General features: G+C 33.9%; 21 protein-coding genes. 16 read left to right on the top strand and 5 right to left on the bottom strand.

Going from position 1 to position 18152, the window contains the following annotated elements; all coding sequences use genetic code 11:
• Nucleotides 1–42 precede the first annotated feature (42 nt).
• Nucleotides 43–996 carry a COX15/CtaA family protein gene (locus AB1K81_RS03830; RefSeq protein WP_412976112.1) on the bottom strand — a complete coding sequence of 318 codons (954 nt, stop codon included), beginning with the start codon at nucleotides 994–996 and terminating at the stop codon, nucleotides 43–45.
• Between the two features lie 838 nt (nucleotides 997–1834).
• Between AB1K81_RS03830 and coxB the strand changes: the two genes are divergently transcribed.
• The 6 genes from coxB (at nucleotide 1835) to AB1K81_RS03860 (ending at nucleotide 7311) form a co-directional block, all read left to right on the top strand.
• Nucleotides 1835–2887 carry a cytochrome c oxidase subunit II gene (gene coxB / locus AB1K81_RS03835; RefSeq protein ID WP_412975324.1) on the top strand — a complete coding sequence of 351 codons (1053 nt, stop codon included), beginning with the start codon at nucleotides 1835–1837 and terminating at the stop codon, nucleotides 2885–2887.
• A 47-nt stretch (nucleotides 2888–2934) separates the two neighbouring features.
• Complete coding sequence (gene ctaD, locus AB1K81_RS03840) at nucleotides 2935–4785, top strand: cytochrome c oxidase subunit I (RefSeq protein WP_412975325.1); 1851 nt, start codon at nucleotides 2935–2937, stop codon at nucleotides 4783–4785.
• A 1-nt stretch (nucleotide 4786) separates the two neighbouring features.
• Nucleotides 4787–5407, top strand: a complete 621-nt coding sequence (locus AB1K81_RS03845; RefSeq protein ID WP_412975326.1) for a cytochrome (ubi)quinol oxidase subunit III — start codon at nucleotides 4787–4789, stop codon at nucleotides 5405–5407.
• Nucleotides 5408–5410: 3 nt separating this feature from the next.
• Entirely contained in the window at nucleotides 5411–5725 is a 315-nt protein-coding gene (gene ctaF, locus AB1K81_RS03850; RefSeq protein WP_412975327.1) for a cytochrome c oxidase subunit IVB, read from the top strand.
• A 155-nt stretch (nucleotides 5726–5880) separates the two neighbouring features.
• A complete protein-coding gene (gene ctaG / locus AB1K81_RS03855; protein ID WP_412975328.1) occupies nucleotides 5881–6798 on the top strand; it encodes a cytochrome c oxidase assembly factor CtaG in 918 nt (305 codons plus the stop codon).
• Between the two features lie 57 nt (nucleotides 6799–6855).
• Entirely contained in the window at nucleotides 6856–7311 is a 456-nt protein-coding gene (locus AB1K81_RS03860; RefSeq protein ID WP_412975329.1) for a DUF420 domain-containing protein, read from the top strand.
• Between the two features lie 43 nt (nucleotides 7312–7354).
• Here the strand turns inward: AB1K81_RS03860 and ytvI are convergent, their stop codons facing one another.
• Both ytvI and AB1K81_RS03870 read right to left on the bottom strand, forming a co-directional pair.
• The gene (gene ytvI, locus AB1K81_RS03865; protein WP_412975330.1) at nucleotides 7355–8398 is read right to left on the bottom strand and encodes a sporulation integral membrane protein YtvI; all 1044 of its coding nucleotides are present in this window, start codon (nucleotides 8396–8398) and stop codon (nucleotides 7355–7357) included.
• 156 nt (nucleotides 8399–8554) lie between these two features.
• Nucleotides 8555–8926 (bottom strand): YugN family protein, encoded by a 372-nt coding sequence (locus AB1K81_RS03870; protein WP_412975331.1) that lies wholly within the window; start codon nucleotides 8924–8926, stop codon nucleotides 8555–8557.
• A gap of 224 nt (nucleotides 8927–9150) precedes the next feature.
• Here AB1K81_RS03870 and AB1K81_RS03875 point away from each other — a divergent pair, with 224 nt between their 5' ends.
• The 7 genes from AB1K81_RS03875 to coaD all read left to right on the top strand — a co-directional run bounded on the left by AB1K81_RS03875 (nucleotide 9151) and on the right by coaD (nucleotide 13401).
• Complete coding sequence (locus tag AB1K81_RS03875) at nucleotides 9151–10221, top strand: CAP domain-containing protein (protein ID WP_412975332.1); 1071 nt, start codon at nucleotides 9151–9153, stop codon at nucleotides 10219–10221.
• Nucleotides 10222–10449: 228 nt separating this feature from the next.
• On the top strand, nucleotides 10450–10848 hold the full coding sequence (locus tag AB1K81_RS03880) for a YlbD family protein (RefSeq protein ID WP_412975333.1): 399 nt from the start codon (nucleotides 10450–10452) through the stop codon (nucleotides 10846–10848).
• An 8-nt stretch (nucleotides 10849–10856) separates the two neighbouring features.
• Nucleotides 10857–11090 carry a YlbE-like family protein gene (locus AB1K81_RS03885; RefSeq protein ID WP_412975334.1) on the top strand — a complete coding sequence of 78 codons (234 nt, stop codon included), beginning with the start codon at nucleotides 10857–10859 and terminating at the stop codon, nucleotides 11088–11090.
• 55 nt (nucleotides 11091–11145) lie between these two features.
• The gene (locus AB1K81_RS03890; RefSeq protein WP_412975335.1) at nucleotides 11146–11586 is read left to right on the top strand and encodes a YlbF/YmcA family competence regulator; all 441 of its coding nucleotides are present in this window, start codon (nucleotides 11146–11148) and stop codon (nucleotides 11584–11586) included.
• Nucleotides 11587–11660: 74 nt separating this feature from the next.
• Nucleotides 11661–11936 (top strand): YlbG family protein, encoded by a 276-nt coding sequence (locus AB1K81_RS03895; protein ID WP_412975336.1) that lies wholly within the window; start codon nucleotides 11661–11663, stop codon nucleotides 11934–11936.
• A gap of 404 nt (nucleotides 11937–12340) precedes the next feature.
• Nucleotides 12341–12895, top strand: coding sequence for a 16S rRNA (guanine(966)-N(2))-methyltransferase RsmD (gene rsmD / locus AB1K81_RS03900; RefSeq protein WP_412975337.1), 555 nt, complete (start codon nucleotides 12341–12343; stop codon nucleotides 12893–12895).
• A 23-nt stretch (nucleotides 12896–12918) separates the two neighbouring features.
• On the top strand, nucleotides 12919–13401 hold the full coding sequence (coaD, locus tag AB1K81_RS03905) for a pantetheine-phosphate adenylyltransferase (protein ID WP_412975338.1): 483 nt from the start codon (nucleotides 12919–12921) through the stop codon (nucleotides 13399–13401).
• 52 nt (nucleotides 13402–13453) lie between these two features.
• Here the strand turns inward: coaD and ylbJ are convergent, their stop codons facing one another.
• Nucleotides 13454–14659, bottom strand: a complete 1206-nt coding sequence (gene ylbJ, locus AB1K81_RS03910) for a sporulation integral membrane protein YlbJ (protein WP_412975339.1) — start codon at nucleotides 14657–14659, stop codon at nucleotides 13454–13456.
• A gap of 238 nt (nucleotides 14660–14897) precedes the next feature.
• Here ylbJ and AB1K81_RS03915 point away from each other — a divergent pair, with 238 nt between their 5' ends.
• Nucleotides 14898–15920, top strand: coding sequence for a SepM family pheromone-processing serine protease (locus tag AB1K81_RS03915; protein WP_412975340.1), 1023 nt, complete (start codon nucleotides 14898–14900; stop codon nucleotides 15918–15920).
• A gap of 44 nt (nucleotides 15921–15964) precedes the next feature.
• Here the strand turns inward: AB1K81_RS03915 and AB1K81_RS03920 are convergent, their stop codons facing one another.
• Nucleotides 15965–17179, bottom strand: a complete 1215-nt coding sequence (locus tag AB1K81_RS03920; RefSeq protein WP_412975341.1) for a nucleotidyltransferase — start codon at nucleotides 17177–17179, stop codon at nucleotides 15965–15967.
• A gap of 171 nt (nucleotides 17180–17350) precedes the next feature.
• On the opposite strand from AB1K81_RS03920, the gene AB1K81_RS03925 reads away from it, so the two are divergent.
• Together AB1K81_RS03925 and rpmF are read left to right on the top strand one after the other, a co-directional pair.
• Complete coding sequence (locus AB1K81_RS03925; RefSeq protein WP_412975342.1) at nucleotides 17351–17875, top strand: YceD family protein; 525 nt, start codon at nucleotides 17351–17353, stop codon at nucleotides 17873–17875.
• 48 nt (nucleotides 17876–17923) lie between these two features.
• A complete protein-coding gene (gene rpmF, locus AB1K81_RS03930; RefSeq protein ID WP_412975343.1) occupies nucleotides 17924–18097 on the top strand; it encodes a 50S ribosomal protein L32 in 174 nt (57 codons plus the stop codon).
• The last annotated feature ends 55 nt before the right edge of the window (nucleotides 18098–18152 follow it).

An 18152-nucleotide genomic window follows, 5' to 3' on the forward strand; every position in this document is an offset into this window, starting at 1 on the left:
ACTTATATAGTGATACGGGATTTTTTGATATATACTACATTTTTATTTAATATTAGATAATGCTTCTTCTGGAATAGTGTTTTTCTGTTCCATAACAGCACTTCGGTTTGATAGAAGACAGAAGTAGCTTAACATACCAAAGTAGCATGTAATAACTAATGCATGCATTAATGCAATACCTAAATTCAATAACGTAAATATAATAAGTGCTCCAAACAGAACTTGAAGAAGAATAAGTGAGAAGGTTGTAATCCAACCCCAAACCATAATTTTACTCTTTGGATACTCTTTCAAAATTCGAATCAATAAACTTAATGTCCAAATAAACAACAATCCTGCAAATAATCGATGGGCCATTTGTACCCATTGTTCAAATGTGAATGATGAGAAATCAAACGGGGATGTATTTGTGCAAAATGGCCAATCTCCACAAACTAAGTTAGCATTAACATGTCTTACTAATGCACCAGTATACACAACTATTAATGTATAAGTAGTTAGAGCATATATTTCTACTCGATGTTTCTTCCTAATATATAAAGAATCCGCATCGAACTTCTTATCAATCTCGAAAATAAGTAACATGAGTAAGAAAATCGTAGCAAAGGAAATTAGCGAGATTCCGAAATGAGCTGCTAGAACAAAATCAGATTGCCCCCACACTACAGCAGCTGCTCCAATTAGCCCTTGTAATACGAGAAATAAAACGGAAAATAAAGCTAAAAATTTTACTTCTCGAATGTTTCCAATTCGTTTCCAAGATAGATAGGCAAGGATAAGTACTACTATACCTACAGATCCTGATACTAGACGATGGCTTAGTTCAATTATCAATTCTATATCAATTTCGGAGGGGATTATTTCACCTTTACATAGTGGCCAACTATCACCACAACCATCTCCTGATTCTGTTTTAGTAACTAATGCACCACCTATAAGGACAAAAGTCATACCGATGACTGCTAGAACTGAGAGCCACTTTAACAATTTAATCATACTATCATTATCCTCTTCTTTTTCTTTGTTGTTATGTACTATCATATATTTATTATACCACTCTCCATGATAATCTTTTTTTAAAGCATAAAGCAATATATTTATGCGGGGAAAAGAGAATTGACACAGAATTGTTAAAGAATAGATGTATTTACTTGTGGAAGGTGTTGATATGAGAAAAAAACCTTGCAAAGTTTTTCATTGTCTGCTAGAAATAATATAGGGGATATACTGTAAACTTAGTGGTTAAACTTTTGACAAAAGCAATTACATATTTGATTAGGTATTTAGAAGGCAGAGTCAGCCTTTTATTTGTTTACAATGCAAAATTCACATAATTGTCAGAAGTTCTCATGAATTGTGACAGTTTTATCCTGGAAGGCAAATCAATTGTTAAGTTGAAACCGTGAACAATGAGCATTAATAATTAGCATACTTTTAGGTAATATTAACAAAGCTAGAATAAGTATGCTTCTTTCATATGTCCCTTTTATTTAGAGGTTTAAAGGGGGGATATACAGATTAACTTCAATAAGACAACTACCTCAAAAAAATGGGAGATGCTATTGTATAACGGTAATTGAAAAATGATAGTAAATGTCTAGTTGAATTACTATCAAAGAAGTAAATAGTACTTGCCTTAGTTACTTTCCTTTTAGATACAATATTTTTAAGTTTTTAAGGAATATTAAATATTGTCTTGTTATTTGTTCTAAAAGGAATAAATAGCTAATGGGAATACAGGGAGAAAATTCGAATTTGTTTCCCATAATTAATCATCATCCTTACTAATTTACTATATATAAGGAAGGAAATTTTGAAAGAGAGGTATAAATACATGAAAGGTTGGATGGGAAGATTTAAAGTTTTATCCCTATTGGGTTTAGTGGCACTATTTCTATCAGCCTGTGGTAGGGAGAACCTTACAGCGTTAGACCCTAAAGGCTACGGCGCAGAAAAAGCACTAGATCTAATTATTCTACCTACTGTTATCATGACTGTTGTTCTAGTTATTGTAATGGTTATATTCACAGTAGCGTTAATTAAATTCCGTAAGAAAAAAGGTCGAGAGGACTTTATTCCAAAACAAGTAGAAGGAAATCACACATTAGAAACAATTTGGACTGTTATTCCGATGTTACTTTTAATCGTCATCGCAGTACCGACAGTAATTTATACGTTTGATTTAGCAGATGAAGCGGATGCTAGTGATTCGTTAAATGTTAATGTAACTGGTAACCAATACTGGTGGCACTTCGATTATGATGGACTAGATATCCAAACGAGTCAGGATGTATATATTCCTGTAGGTGAAAAAGTTTACTTTAACATGCTATCTTCTGACGTTATTCACTCACTCTGGGTTCCAACTTTATCAGGTAAGCTTGACGTAAACCCAGAAAATGAAAATACGTTCTACATTGAAGCTTATGAAGAAGGGGTATATTGGGGTAAATGTGCGGAGCTATGTGGACCTTCACATTCTAAAATGGACTTCAAAGTTGTTGTAGTTAGCCAAGAAGAATTTGACCAATGGGTAGCTGATATGCAAAACGTTGATCCAGAAGCAGAGCCAGAATCTCAAGATGCAGTAGCAGGTAGAGCATTATTTGAAGAAAATAACTGTATTGCTTGTCACGCAATTGGATCATCACCTGTAGCAGTTGGTCCTAACCTAACGAACTTTGGTGATCGTTCAAGAGTAGCTGGAACAGAAGAATATTCGAAAGAAAATATAATTAAATGGATTGTTAATCCAGAAGAAATCAAACCAGGAAATAAAATGACTGGTAAGTATCCTAAAGTTAGTGAAGAAGATGCTGCATTAATCGCAGAATATTTAATGCAATTAAGTCCTTCAGAAATTACACCGGAGAATGCGGGTAACTAACTTTTTGAAGGTTTAGGAATGTAAGATCAATTAGGGAGGTTTATTTTGTGAGTACAGCAACTGCTCAGAAAACAAGCTTCGCTGCCGTATTATGGGATTATTTAACGACTGTTGACCATAAAAAAATAGGTAAGTTATATCTTTATGGTGGGGGTTTCTTTTTCCTTATCGGTGGATTAGAAGCTTTAATTATTCGTATTCAACTTATGAAACCAGAAAATGATTTTATATCTGCTGGTTTATATAATGAAATGATTACTATGCATGGTACAACAATGATTTTCTTTGCGGCCATGCCAATATTACTTGGATTAATGAACGCCGTCATGCCGCTACAAATTGGTGCGCGTGATGTCGCGTTTCCGTTTGTAAATGCTTTAGGTTTTTGGTTATTCTTGTTCGGTGGTATTATGTTAAACGTCAGCTGGTTAACTGGTGCTCCAGATGCTGGGTGGACTGCTTATACACCACTATCTACTTCTTCTCCAGGTCATGGAGTAGACTATTATGTTTTAGGTTTACAAATTTCCGGGGCAGGTACATTAATGGGGGGTATTAACTTCCTTGTAACAATTGTTAATATGCGTGCACCTGGTATGACCTACATGCGTATGCCATTATTTACATGGACTACATTCGTTATCAGTGTATTAATTTTATTCGCATTCCCAGCTTTAACAGTTGGATTATTCTTAATGATGTTTGACCGTATGTTTGATGCAGCATTCTTTGATGTAGCATTAGGTGGTAATAGCATCATCTGGCAACACTTATTCTGGATCTTCGGACACCCAGAAGTATACATTCTAATCTTACCTGCATTTGGGGTATTCAGTGAGATTTTTGCAACATTCTCTAGAAAGCGTTTATTCGGATATACAGCAATGGTATTTGCGACTATCTTAATTGCCTTTTTAGGATTTATGGTATGGGCGCACCATATGTTTACAGTAGGTATGGGGCCAGTTGCTAACTCCATCTTTGCGATAGCAACTATGGCAATTGCAGTACCAACAGGTATTAAAATCTTTAACTGGTTGCTGACCTTATGGGGCGGTAACATTACAATCAATAGTGCTATGCTATGGTCACTAGGATTCATTCCATCATTTACACTTGGTGGTATGACAGGGGTAATGGTTGCTACGTCTGTAGCCGACTACCAATACCATGATTCATACTTTGTAGTTGCCCATTTCCACTATGTAATAGTTGGTGGGGTAGTGTTTGGTATCTTAGCTGCTTTACATTACTGGTGGCCGCTTATGTTTAGAAGAATTTTAAATGAAAAGCTAGGTAAACTAGCATTTTGGACATTCTTTATAGGATTCCATTTAACATTCTTTATCCAACATTTCTTAGGTCTAATGGGAATGCCGCGTCGTTATTGGATATTCCTAGAAAACCAGCAGCTAGATACTGGTAACTTCATTAGTACAATTGGTGCTTTCTTTATGACATTTGGTGTACTTGTGTTTATATTTAATGCATTTTATTCTTGGGTCAAAGAAAAGCCTGCACCACAGGATCCATGGGATGGACGTACATTGGAATGGGCGGTTGCTTCGCCAACTCCTCATTACAACTTTAAACAGCTTCCATTGGTACGTGGCTTAGATGCTTTATGGATCGAAAAAATGGAAGGTAATGGGAAGATGACTCCAGCTGAGCCTGTAGGAGATATCCATATGCCAAACGGATCAATTCTACCATTCATTATGTCACTAGGATTCTTTATCGCAGGATTTGGGTTTATATACCATACTCAAAATAACTTTGCATACATTCTTCTTTTCGGAGGAATGGGCTTAGCACTACTATGTATGTTACTTCGATCTTTGAAAGATGATCTTGGTTATCATATCCATAAAGAAGAACTTGAAAAGGAGGCTGAATAATATGGCTGATCACAGTTTAAATCCAGAAACAATGCCACATCACCCTGAAAAAGCAACACTAGAAGGAAAGAATAAGTTTTTAGGGTTATGGTTTTTCCTTGGTGGAGAAACAGTATTATTCGCAAGCCTTTTCGGGACTTACCTAGCATTGAAAAATTCAACTGCTGGTGGTCCAAGTTCTGAGGAATTATTTGGTTTAGAGTTAGTTTTCCTGATGACAATGCTACTTTTAACTAGTTCACTAACTAGTGTGTATGCAATGTATCATATGAAAAACAATGATTTTAAGAAGATGCAATTGTGGCTTGGAATTACCGGTTTACTAGGTGTAGCCTTTCTTGCATGTGAAATATACGAGTTCTATCATTACATTCATCACTATGAATTCACATTCCGTTCTTCTGCGTTTGGATCTGCATTTTATACTTTAGTAGGATTCCACGGTGGTCACGTACTATTTGGTCTAACCTGGTTAGCTACTTTAATGATTCGAAATGCAAAACGCGGATTGAATCTATACAATGCACCTAAGTTCAATACATTTAGTTTATATTGGCACTTTATTGACGTTGTATGGGTATTCATCTTTACAGTGGTATACCTAATGGGGAAGGTGGCGTAATTTATGACAGATAACACCAAAACCAATGATTTTCATAAAGAACAAAATAAAGAAGAAATGAAAAAGCAGTTGATTACTTTTGCCACAATGATTATCTTTACTATTATTGCATTTGTCATTGTTGGTTCTGGTTTAATGAGTAAGATGCTTGCAGTACCTTTATTGCTAATACTAGCTGTAGTTCAAGTGGCATTTCAATTTTATTACTTCATGCATATGAAGGATAAAGGTCATGATATGGTCGCGATAATGATTTACGGTGGTGTATGGGCTGCAGTTTTAACTGTTGCAGCGTTAAGCTTAGTAATTTGGTGGTAATTATAATAGGATCAGGGATATTACTTCCCTGATCCTAATTTTTTTCTAATGTAATGCTAAGTCTTTAAAAAGTTGTCACAGTTTATCGGTGTTTGGAGTTGAAATTTAGGTTATAATGTAAGTTAGATATTTTATTTTACTTTGGAGTGAATAACATGTGGCTTAATTTACAACTATTTGGATTTAGAGCTTTATGGAGTCCCTATTTCTTACTATTTGTTGTTGCTTTAGGAATTACATATTATTTGATTACTGGTCCTTTGCGTCAAAGGCTAGGGTCTTTCGAAAAACCATCAATAAAACAGCAATCCTTTTTCTATATTGGACTAGTCTTGCTATATACTGTAAAGGGCGCGCCGGTTGATTTATTAAGTCATATTACCTTAACGGCACATATGATACAAATGGCAATTTATTTAATTCTTTTTCCAATTTTAATGATAAAAGGTATTCCAACATGGGTATGGGAAAAAGTATTATTAAAACCAGTTATTAAATCAGTAATGAAAGTACTTACTTTTCCATTAATTTCAATCTTATTATTTAATGTACTATTTTCGATTTATCATTTACCAGCTATTTTTGATTTAACAAAATCATCACCGGTCATACATACAATATTCCATGTTTTCTTATTATTATTTGGATTTTTAGTTTGGTTTCCGATCATGTCACCAATCAAACAGTGGCAAATATCTCATCCATTAGGAAAAATATTTTATATATTTGCTAATAGTGTACTAATTACTCCTGCTTGTGTATTAATTATTTTTGCCGATGTACCATTATTTGCAGCATATAGCTCTAATGGAGCGTGGCTACAAGCATTAGCATTATGTGTACCTTCTGATGTTTTACAAGGTTTAACTTCTACGTTCCAAATATCTGGTCCTGAAATGTTCTCACCTATGAGTACGCTTGAGGATCAGCAACTTGGTGGTATTATTATGAAGCTAATGCAGGAGATTGTATATGGGGTTATTTTGGCTAGAGTATTCTATGCTTGGTTTAGCCCAGAAACATTAAAGATTGACCCATTACCAACAACTGTTACAAATACAAATGATGTTTAAGTGAGAAAGGGGAGAAGAGTTCCGCTTACTCGAAATGAGAAGTGAGAACCTGAATTTATGGAAATTTTACCTACAATAAGTACCTTTTTTATCTTCTTAAGTGCTGTATTAGTTGCTATAGGATGGCGATTAATTGCTACGGATAGACCTAAAGCACATAAGAAAGCGATGATTTCAGCGGCAATAAGTGCATTGCTATTCTTTATTATATATATGTCGAGAACTATATTCATAGGAAATACTAGTTTTGGTGGACCAGAGGAACTCAAAGTTTATTATACAATCTTTCTAATATTCCATATTACGTTAGCTACAGTTGGAGCTGTTTTTGGAGTGGTAACTCTTTATCTAGCATTTAAACGTAAAATATCTAAGCACCGTAAAATTGGTCCGATCACTTCCATTATCTGGTTTGGATCTGCAAGTACTGGTATTGTAGTGTACCTGCTACTTTATGTACTATATCATGGTGGACATACAACAAGTTTGTTTAAGGCAATTTTAGGTACATAAAAAAAGTGATAGCTTATTGCTATCACTTTTTTTATGCTTTTACTTACAATTTAATGTTAAGCTTCAGAATGTCCGCTTCTCTTGCCGAAATGTAAATAATTAAAATTAATGGTCCGATTATAAATCCTAATAAGCCAAAAACTTGCAACCCAAGAAACATGGAGATTAATGTTGCTAGGGGGGATAATCCCATATGTTTTCCCATCACTTTTGGTTCTACCGTTCTTCTAATTGCTAGTAAAATGATGGCTAATATAGAAAGCTCAATGCCTGTTTGAATATCTCCAGCCATAAACATTATAATAGCCCAAGGCCCGAGTATTATGATTGAGCCGATAATTGGGATTAAGTCCACTAACCATATTATGAGAGACATAATTAAGGCGACTTCAGGTGCAATTATGAATAATCCTATTAAAGAAACTGCAAAAATAATCAAGCTAACTAAAAATTGAGCCTTAAAGAAACCAACTATTACGTTTTTAATTCGGTTATTCATGAATGTAACTTTTTCTGCAGTATCCTTTGTAAATATACTAAATGACTTCTCCTTTAATATAGGAAGTTCTAGCATAAATAAGAATAGGGCTATTAAATATACTAGAATACTCACGATATATTGCGGTATCTGAGAAAAAATCGATGCGATTTTGCTAATGGTTAATTTTTCTTTAAGGGTTGTATTTAATTGGGTTACATAAGTATCAAAGCTAGCAGTTACAGAATCCACAAATTCAGATGGCAAATCTTTTCCGTATTCACTTATCTTCTCTTCCCATTCATCATAAATTCTATTTATTTTATTAATATGGGAAGGAACATCTTCAACAAAGTTTATTGCCTGACCTACTGCTTTTGTAACGATCATAGTTCCTGCGACTCCAACTACAATAAGGAATAGTACGAAAACGATTATTACAGAAACTTTCCTGTTAACTTTGATTCGATACTGTATTGTTCGAACTAATGGATTTAATGCTAGTGCTGTTAATAAAGCGATAATTAAAGGGATAGAAATGGATAATACAAAATATCCAATAATTAGTAGTAAAAGAATAATTAAAAATAAGAATATTTTACGAAACAAAAAGCTATCTCCTTTCGGTAACCGGAAATTTCAGTATTATATATACAAAATATAGCATGAAATCATGTTTCTGGATAGGGATTTAACCTTTTCCATAAAAAGCAAACAAAAAATAAACCAGCTACTCATACTTGAGTAGTTGGTTTATTTAATTCTTTATCTCTCAATTTTTAGTTCTTTAAGCTCTTCACTAACTTTTTCTAATAATTTCGTTGCTCTTTCAACAAGATTCTCTGGGAAGTTTTCTTCTTCACCATATTCAACACCATGTGGATAATAATGTTTTCCTAATAAAGGAGATAATAACTTAATTACTGCATCCCCACGATCCACATCGCCTTCTAAAGCATAGCCTTGAATACGAATATAATAAGTAATATTTTTTTCATTGGAACCAATTTTATAATCATATGTAACTCTTTCGTAATCCCATTGCCCAGCACGGATAAACGCATTGTTTCCCATAATACGGTCTAATGGTTTAAGTTCCATTACTGTATCTTCAATTCCTAGGTTTTCTAATTTCATTTTCAACACCTCACATTTTTGCTCACTAAGTTAATAATAGTATTATTTGAGATAAGTTGCAATGAAAATGGGAAATTTTCCTTTATGTAGAATGTGGATACGCCATGAATTTGTAACTATTTAGCAATTATTGATAAGGAAAGTTAAATTTCCATTTATAATGCATGTTCTATTATAGTAAAACATATAGATTACTATAAGATTTAATAGAGGAGCTAGAGAAGATGCGATTAATTAGAGGTATTGTCGTATTAGTGATTACTCTTACCATAACATTTTATCTATTAGAAAAAAATCAACTAGAACCAAATGAAGCGATTGAAAGCAATAGTCATATGCTACCGCAAAAGAAACCATACCTTAACGAGAAGTCTGTCCCAGAAAATGTTATTGCAAAGGATAAATATAAAGGAAAACTATTCCATTGGGTCGGTACGAGTACGAAGGAATTAGAACAAGAATTAGGAGAGCCTAAACGAAAGGATCCTAGCTCCTATGGTTATACCTGGTGGGTTTACACGAATAATAAATCGCAATACATTCAATTTGGTATATTGGATGATAAAGTTCAAACTATTTATGCAACTGGTAATGACATACCTATTGAGCCATTAACAGTTGGTGCCAAGTATGATGCTGTTAAAGAACAGTTAGAGTTTAGTAAAGAAATCACATATAGTAAGGGTATATCTTCTTACACATTTTTATTAGACGATGAAGATTTACAAATGCGTCCTTTAGTAAAACTGTCTGATAACCTATTTTTACAAGTTTATTTTGATACGTTTACGAATAGGCTTTCATCTGTTCGAATAATGACCGGTGATATATTGTTAACTCAAAGACCCTACGGATTAAAATATAGAGGTACACTCCCTACTCCGTCTAATCTTTCAGATGAAGAATGGGAAAAAGTAGAGTATGGAATGGCGCGACAAATATTTGATATAACAAATGTTATTAGACATAGTTTTAATAAAAGAACATTAGCATGGGAAGAGCAGGTGAGTGAGGTAGCATTTTCGCATAGTAAGGATATGGCTGAGAACAATTACTTCTCTCATTACAGCTTAAATAACGAGGGTTTAAAGGAGCGGTTAGAAGCCGGGGATGTATATTATTTTGCAGCAGGGGAAAATATTGCTGCTCAATATGTTGATGCTCCAGCAGCTGTAGAAGGCTGGCTTAATAGTAAAGGTCATAGAGAAGCATTGTTACATGATGAGTATACACATTTAGGTGTAGGAGTATACAGGCTATATTACACACAAAACTTCCTAACGAGGCCTTTTTAGCATGAAGAAACAGTCTGAAATTCGTTCAATTTAACTCTTACTCATAAAGCCATTCTGGATCTGGATAAAGATGTGGGATGGCTTGTTTTTTTAATATTCCACGGTCTAATCCGTCAATGACTTGATTATCCCTATCTTGCTTCTAGGTATAATGCACAGAAGGAACGTTATAGCATAAATTATAGTATCTCCATATTTGCTAGGATAAAAGATAAGGGGTGAGAGGACTTGAGTAAAGATAAGTTACATCCGACCGTAACGAGATTTAGAGAATTTATTAACCAACATCCAAAGCTTCGAAAAGAGATTAGAAGAACAGGAAGGTCATGGCAAGAGTACTATGAAAAATGGATATTACTTGGTGAAGAAGATGAATTCTGGGATAAGTTTAAAGGGGAATCATCTGAGTTTAAAAATAAAACAGAGAACGAGAATGAAAATAAGGCTGAGTTATTTAGTCAGTTGCTAAAATATGCTGAAAAAATGGACATTGATAAAGTACAAAAGCAAGTACATCAATTAAGTGGAACAATTGCTACCATCCAGGAATTAATTGATCAGTACCAAGGAAGTAGAAAAGGGCCTAAAACCCAGGAGCATAATCCTTTCGGCTGGTTTAGGGATTAGTGATTGAGATGAATAAGGAAATATATACCTATTTACGAACTAGACCTGAACTAATAAACTTTATCCGTCACAATCCTGAGTGGTATCGTTATCTCTCTAGAGATCCTAATAGAGTGTCAGAAATTGAGATGGAAGCTAAACGTTTTTATGGAAAAACTATTTCACAAAAATTAGAAAAAGTGAACCAAAATGTACAAATGGTAGGAATGCTTTTGCAATTTGCAGAAATGATGAAAGATTAATTGTTTTTCATTTTCACCAAAAAGATGATAAACTATTGGTGGAGGTGAATTAATCTTGATAGCTACCTTAGAATATGTAGATATATTAGATCGATCTGAAGTGCTAGGGAAAATGATTTTGGAATCTGATGTATATGAAGCGTTTGAAGAAGCAAAAAAGGATTTATATAGTGATTCCGAGGCACAGCAACTAATTAAAGAATTTAATGCTGTGAAGGATCAATATGAAGATGTGCAAAGATTTGGTAGATATCATCCAGATTACTCTGAAATTATGAAACTCGTCCGTACGAAAAAACGTGCTATGGACTTAAATGATAAAGTAGCAGCTTATAAAATTGCTGAAAGAAATTTTCAAAGTTTATTAGATGAAATTAGTCAATATATAGCATTTAGTGTAAGTGAACAGATAAAAGTGCCAAAAGATGGTGGTGCACTTACTGATAGTGGCTGTGGCTGCGGAAGTGGCGGAGGCTGTGGATGTAAAGTATCCTAAGCTTTATAATATTGAATTTAACTTTATATTTTGATAAACTATTTCAAAACTACCTGAAATTGTGAGGATTCTTTATGAGAACGAATAGACAAGGGATAATTGTCTGGTATCAGCACTCTAAAAACATAAAGCAAATAAAACGATTAGGAAATGTCCTATATACATCCAAAAAGCTAAAATATGCTGTTATGTATGTGGAGCAGACTAGTCTGGAAGAAATTGAAAAGAAATTATTAAAATATCCATTCGTGTCACGGGTAGATCGTTCTTATAAACCTTTTGTTCGCACAGAATACGAAAACGCTAAACCCGATAAAGCAAAACAATATGATTATAAAATGGGAATATAAAAGGAACCTTCGTGAAAGTTTACGAAGGTTTTATTTTTATGATTTATACGGTTAAGAGATACATAGAAACATAACAATGAAAGGGGCGGACACAAGCAACCCCCACAAACAATTGACAAATAAAAAAACCTGCAGAAATAAATCTGCAGGTCCCTTTGTTTTCTTGCCAGAAAACAAAAAGGCAAAGGGAGAGGAGAAACCGGAGGAGAACTTATGGGGAAGTGTAAGTCTTCTCCGTGTTTTGAAACAACCAAGCTACGCATTAGCTGTTCCATTAAGCTATTATGTACAAAGGTAAAAATTATATACACTACAATTAATTTTTTCTTTAATGAATAATTCTATTTTATTAAAGTTTTTCTTTATGGTAGGATTGTATCGAGTGAATTACAGAGGTGAATGTCATGCGAGTTATTGCAGGAATACATAAAGGAAGGCAACTAAAAGCTGTACCGGGAAAAAGTACTAGACCTACTACGGATAAAGTGAAGGAAGCAGTATTTCAAATACTAGGACCATTCTTTAATGGTGGACAAGCACTAGATTTATTTGCCGGGAGCGGTTCTTTAGGGCTAGAAGCATTGAGTCGTGGAATGGAAACTTGTATATTTGTAGATAAGCATCCAAAAGCAGTACAGACAATAAAAGAGAATGTTTCTATGTTAAAGTTAGAAGATAACGTAGAAATATTTCGAGCAGACGCTTTTCGTGCTTTAACAGCAGCTGCCAAAAGAGAACTTAGATTTGATTTAATATTTTTAGATCCACCATACAACAAAGTAAATTATGAAGAACTACTAGATCTTATTGAAAAAGAACATTTATTACGTGTTGATGGGATAATTTATTGTGAGCATGATATAAATGATACCATGCCAGATTCCATTTCAAGTCTGACTATAAAAAAACAAGTTAAATATGGGGGAACTATTGGAGTAACGATCTATCAGAAGATTTAATTAAATAACAGAGGGGTGCTGGCATGTCAAGAATTGCAATTTGTCCAGGTAGTTTTGATCCGATTACTTTTGGTCACTTAGATATAATTGAAAGAGGTTCTAAAATTTTTGATGAGGTCATTGTTGCTATTTTTAACAACCGTACAAAGTCACCGTTATTTACGGTTGAAGAAAGAATAGAACTTATTAAAGAATCTACGAAGCATATACCAAACGTAAGAGTGGATTCAAGTGAGGGGTTACTAGTTGACTATGCGGAAGAAAAAAATGTGCAAGTTATATTGCGAGGTTTAAGAGCAGTTAGTGACTTTGAATATGAAATGCAAATCACTTCTATGAACAGAAAGTTAGAGTCTAAAATTGAAACATTATTTATGATGACAAATAACCAATATTCATTTTTAAGTTCAAGCATTGTTAAGGAAGTTGCAAAATATAAAGCAGACGTAACTGATCTTGTTCCTGTAGTAGTCGCAGAAGCTTTAAAAGGTAAATTTAAAAGATAAGTGAACAGGCTGTCTTTTAACGGTGATTTCCCGAGAAGGACAGCCATGTTTTTTATGATTTTTTGAAACGACGGTAAAGAATCACAAAAGCAAATCCTAAGGAAGCAATTGTCATAACTGGTCCAACCTGCTCAAGTAATAATAATACATTCATCCATTCACTATCAAAATCAGGATTTAGTACTGGCATATCTTCAATATTTGTCTCGATTCTGTTTAAGTATAAAGGTTTATATAATAAGATAACGAGAATACTTGCAATAAAACCATGTAAAATTCGCGAGAAAAAATACGGATAAAATTTAATGTTGCTTTTGGATATAATACTTGCCACTTGGGCTTGAACAGAAAACCCGTTAAATCCTAAAATGAAGCTTACAACGATAATACTAGCTATAAATGGATCAACATTTTCTTTCGATACCATGTTAGCACCAAGGGTAATTTCAAATAGCCCTGAAATAAATGGTAAAGCCAATTCAATTGGTAAGAAAAATATATGAAGTATGGACTGAAAGAAAGTAGCAATTAACGGAGTAAATCCTATTAAGAATAACATTTTGTTTAAGACAGAAAACAGGATAATAAACCCACCAACCATGACTAGGGTCTTAATGGAGTTAATTACTGCATCTCCCATGATTTCCCCAATTGGACGCTTGTCCATCATTCGTGTTTCATGCATTGCGTAAAATGCTCTTCTAATCGATATCTTACGACTTTCCTTTTTTTTGTATATATCCCTTTTTCGCCCGTAAAATCGCATGCAGATACCTGTTAACGCATTTCCAGCATAATGACAAAACGCTAAAAGTATCCCCAATTTCGCATCATGAAAAAAACCAATCGAGATTGCTCCAAAAATAAATAATGGACTTGAAGAATTACTGAAAGCTACTAGTCTTTCAGCCTCTACTTGTGTAAGTTGCTTTTGTTCTTTTAATCTTACAGTAATCTTTGCCCCTGTTGGATAACCACTAACCATTCCCATAACCCACGCAAAACTTCCTACGCCGGGAACATTAAATAATGGTCTCATAATAGGTTCAAATACAACTCCTAAAAACTTTACTACTCCGAAACTTAATAATAGTTCAGCAGTTATAAAAAAGGGCAAGAGTGAAGGGAATACTACTTCCCACCACATATCAAGTCCGCGAATACTTGCCTCTAGAGCATCATTTGGAAATTTAATTAATGTAAATGCGAAGAATATGGTTATAGTAGCAAAGCTAAAAGTTTTAATTATTTGCTTCAATATACTGCCTCCTAGTTGTTTGCTTAACTGTACTTATTTTTTTTATAGTAGTAAAATAAAACTAGTCTGATAATATACATGAAATAAAAGAAGTATAGTAAGACGAGTTATATATATTTATATCAATATACGCTTATACATCGCCTGAATATGCCATACACTTTAATCTAGATATAAGATTTTATTTTAAGTAAGGTATAATAATGGCCTGATTGAAGTTTTGAAAGGGGTCTCTTAAATGAAATTTACTAAAGGACAAGTAGTTTCTTTACTCGTAGCGATTTTTGTTGCATTTTTTCTTTCTACCTATGATTTACCATATTATATTCAAAAGCCTGGTGGAGCAGATGCATTGAATCCTATAGTAGAAGTTGAGAATAGAGATGAGAGTGAAGGAGATTTTCATTTAGTGACAGTAAGAGGGGGACAAGCGACACCTATTCAATATGCACTGGCGAAAATATTGCCTCATCACGAAATATTGGATATAAAGGATGTTCGACCTGAGGGAGTGTCAGACGAAGAGTATTTTCAAGCACAATTACATATGATGGAGAACTCTCAAGAAGCTTCTACAGTAGTAGCTTATACCGCTGCTAATAAGGAAATTACGATTCAATATAAAGGGGTTTATGTGGTAAGTGTAGTACCTGGTTTAGCTGCAGACGGAATATTACAAATGGGGGATCGAATCATTGGTATTGACGATAAGGAAATCAAAGAGTCAAATGATTTAATTTCCTATATTGAAGAAAAGAAGGCAGGAGACCAAGTAACGGTAAAATTTGTTCGTGATGACGAGGAAATCATTAAGGATATTACTTTAGGTGTAATTGACGAAGATACAAAGCAAGTTGGTATCGGAATTACGCTTGTTACAGATCGTGATGTAGATGTAAATCCTCCCATAAATTTTGCAAGTGGTAATATAGGTGGTCCAAGTGCGGGATTAATGTTTTCGTTAGAAATATATGATCAACTAACAGCAGGTGATCTTACTAAAGGTCATCAAATTGCTGGAACGGGTGAAGTAGATTATGAAGGTAATGTTGGAAGAATTGGAGGAATTGATAAAAAAATAGTAGCTGCTGACAGGGAAGGTATTGAGGTATTCTTTGCGCCGAATGAAGGTGGTCGTGGAGGAGATTCCAATTATGAAGTAGCGAAAAAGAAAGCAGAAGAAATTGGAACAGACATGATTATTGTTCCAGTAGATACATTTGAAGATGCTTTACGATATTTAAAGGAAGAATTGAAGTAACTATTTATAAAAGGACAGTCCATTCTTGGGCTGTCCTTACATTATTAAGGAACTAATACAGGTCCTTTTAATTCTTGCTTCATTAATGCATACCTCTTTTCAATTGGCAAAATACTATAATAAGCATTTGTAGCTCTTTCTTCAACCTCAAGCATTGGATGGATGTCGCGAGTTAATTTAGGGTATATTGGTACATTCATTTCTTTTTTATGTGTATTCAAGTATTCTTGACCTTTTTTTGTCATCCCTAATAAGCGTACATACTCTACGTGGTTCCTAGTAGTTAGTCTTTCTATTTCTGACTTAGTTGTATTCGTTAATAAATGGGCGAGTATTCGTTGAATTCTTGTCCATGTATAACGTTTCGTCTTAATTGCTTGTACCCAGTCATAGAATGTAGAAACTTCTTTTGCTGTTTTTTTAATACGATGTTCCAGCCCTTCTTCAACACCGTGGATATGAGCTAACTCTTCCACTGACATTGTTGTTACACGGTAATGGAGAAGTGGGAAATAAGATTCCCAATAATGTAATGTAGTTGCGAACGATTGGTAGTTTTGGAGTTCATGAATAGTGGCCGGCGGCATTGTATTTGTTAAATCGGAAAGTACCTTTTTTTCTTCCAATAATTTTTTTCTAATACTAGTTGCACTAGCAATGGATCCAGTTATTTCTGTATCATGATATTCACTATTCTTTCTTTTAATCGTAATTGGTTGAATGGGTAGATGGTTTTCCAAGATAGTACGTACATAACTAAAACCCAAAATATTATTAGGCTTGGATAAATCAATTCCATTTTTGGTTAGACCTATGGATTCATAGGCTAGTTTACTTGCTTCAGGAAACGAGTATCCTGCTTGTAAGTGGTGTCTAAGGTTGGTTTGGTAAGTTGGTTTATTATGGATAAACGCTTGATAGCCATTGATAAATTCTTGTATATTCCCTGCTTCACTACCAAAACAAATACTATTTACACCAAGTTCATGTAATGTTAAAACAGAACCTTTTGCAAATAAATCACTGCTTTGAACTGCAAAAACATATGGTAATTCTACTACGATATCAATTCCGGAAAGAAGGGCTGCTTTTGCTCGATGAAATTTATCCATAATAGCTGGTTCTCCTCTTTGTAGGAAAGAACCACTCATAACAGCAATTACACAATCTGCATTTGTTTGCTTTTTAGCTTGTTCAATATGGTACAGATGGCCATTATGAAAAGGATTGTATTCTACTATCAAACCACAAACATTCATGATTTTACACCTCAGTATTTATTAAATTATAATTTCCTGTTATGGTTGATTATAGAAAAACAGCTAAGGGAATGCTACAAATAAGAATATTTTTTTATAGTGTAAAGAAAATATATTGACAAAAGTGCATTTTCCTTTTAAAATTACTCTTGTTGCCTTGAGGTGAAATAAATGAAATTTACATTAGCTCAATTAAAGAAAGATGCTTTTAACAAGCCTTTCCATTTCTCAGGTGAAGTAGATGTTTCGGAATTGGAAACGATGAATAATGACATTCGAAAGATTAGTTCAGTTGAAGTCGAAGGTACGTGTAATATGCAAGGAGAACAATATTTTTTTCGATTTACTATTTCTGGAAAAATGATTTTACCTTGTGCTCGTACCTTAGTCGATGTTCCATACCCATTTGAAATTGAAGCTGAAGAAATTTTCTCATCATCTCCTTATAATAATGAAGATGATGATGCAGAAATTCATCCGATTCATGGAGAAGTGCTTGACTTAATGCCGTATATAAAGGAAAATATTTTATTGGAGGTTCCTTTTCGCGTATTCTCCGATGAAGTAGAAAAAACGGATGTACTTCAAAAGGGAAATGATTGGGAAGTACTTTCCGAAAAACCAAAAGAAGTGAAAATTGATCCACGTTTTAAAAAACTGGAGTCATTATTCAAAGATACCGAGAAAGAAAAATAAGAAATTATTTGATTGTTTTTGCTTTCGTATTTGAAGGAGGTGTAAGTCATGGCGGTACCTAAAAGAAGAACTTCTAAAAAAGTTAAGAGACAACGTCGTACTCATTTCAAATTACACGTGCCTGGCATGGTAGAATGTTCAAATTGTGGAGAATTAACTAAACCACACCATGTATGCAAATCTTGTGGGCAGTATGATGGAAAAGAAGTTGTTAACAACTAATACAGGAAATCTGAAAACAGATCACATCATTTGTGGTCTGTTTTTTTATATACAT

Origin of the sequence: Ornithinibacillus jepli (assembly GCF_047228935.1) — a bacterium.
Taxonomy (GTDB): domain Bacteria; phylum Bacillota; class Bacilli; order Bacillales; family Amphibacillaceae; genus Ornithinibacillus.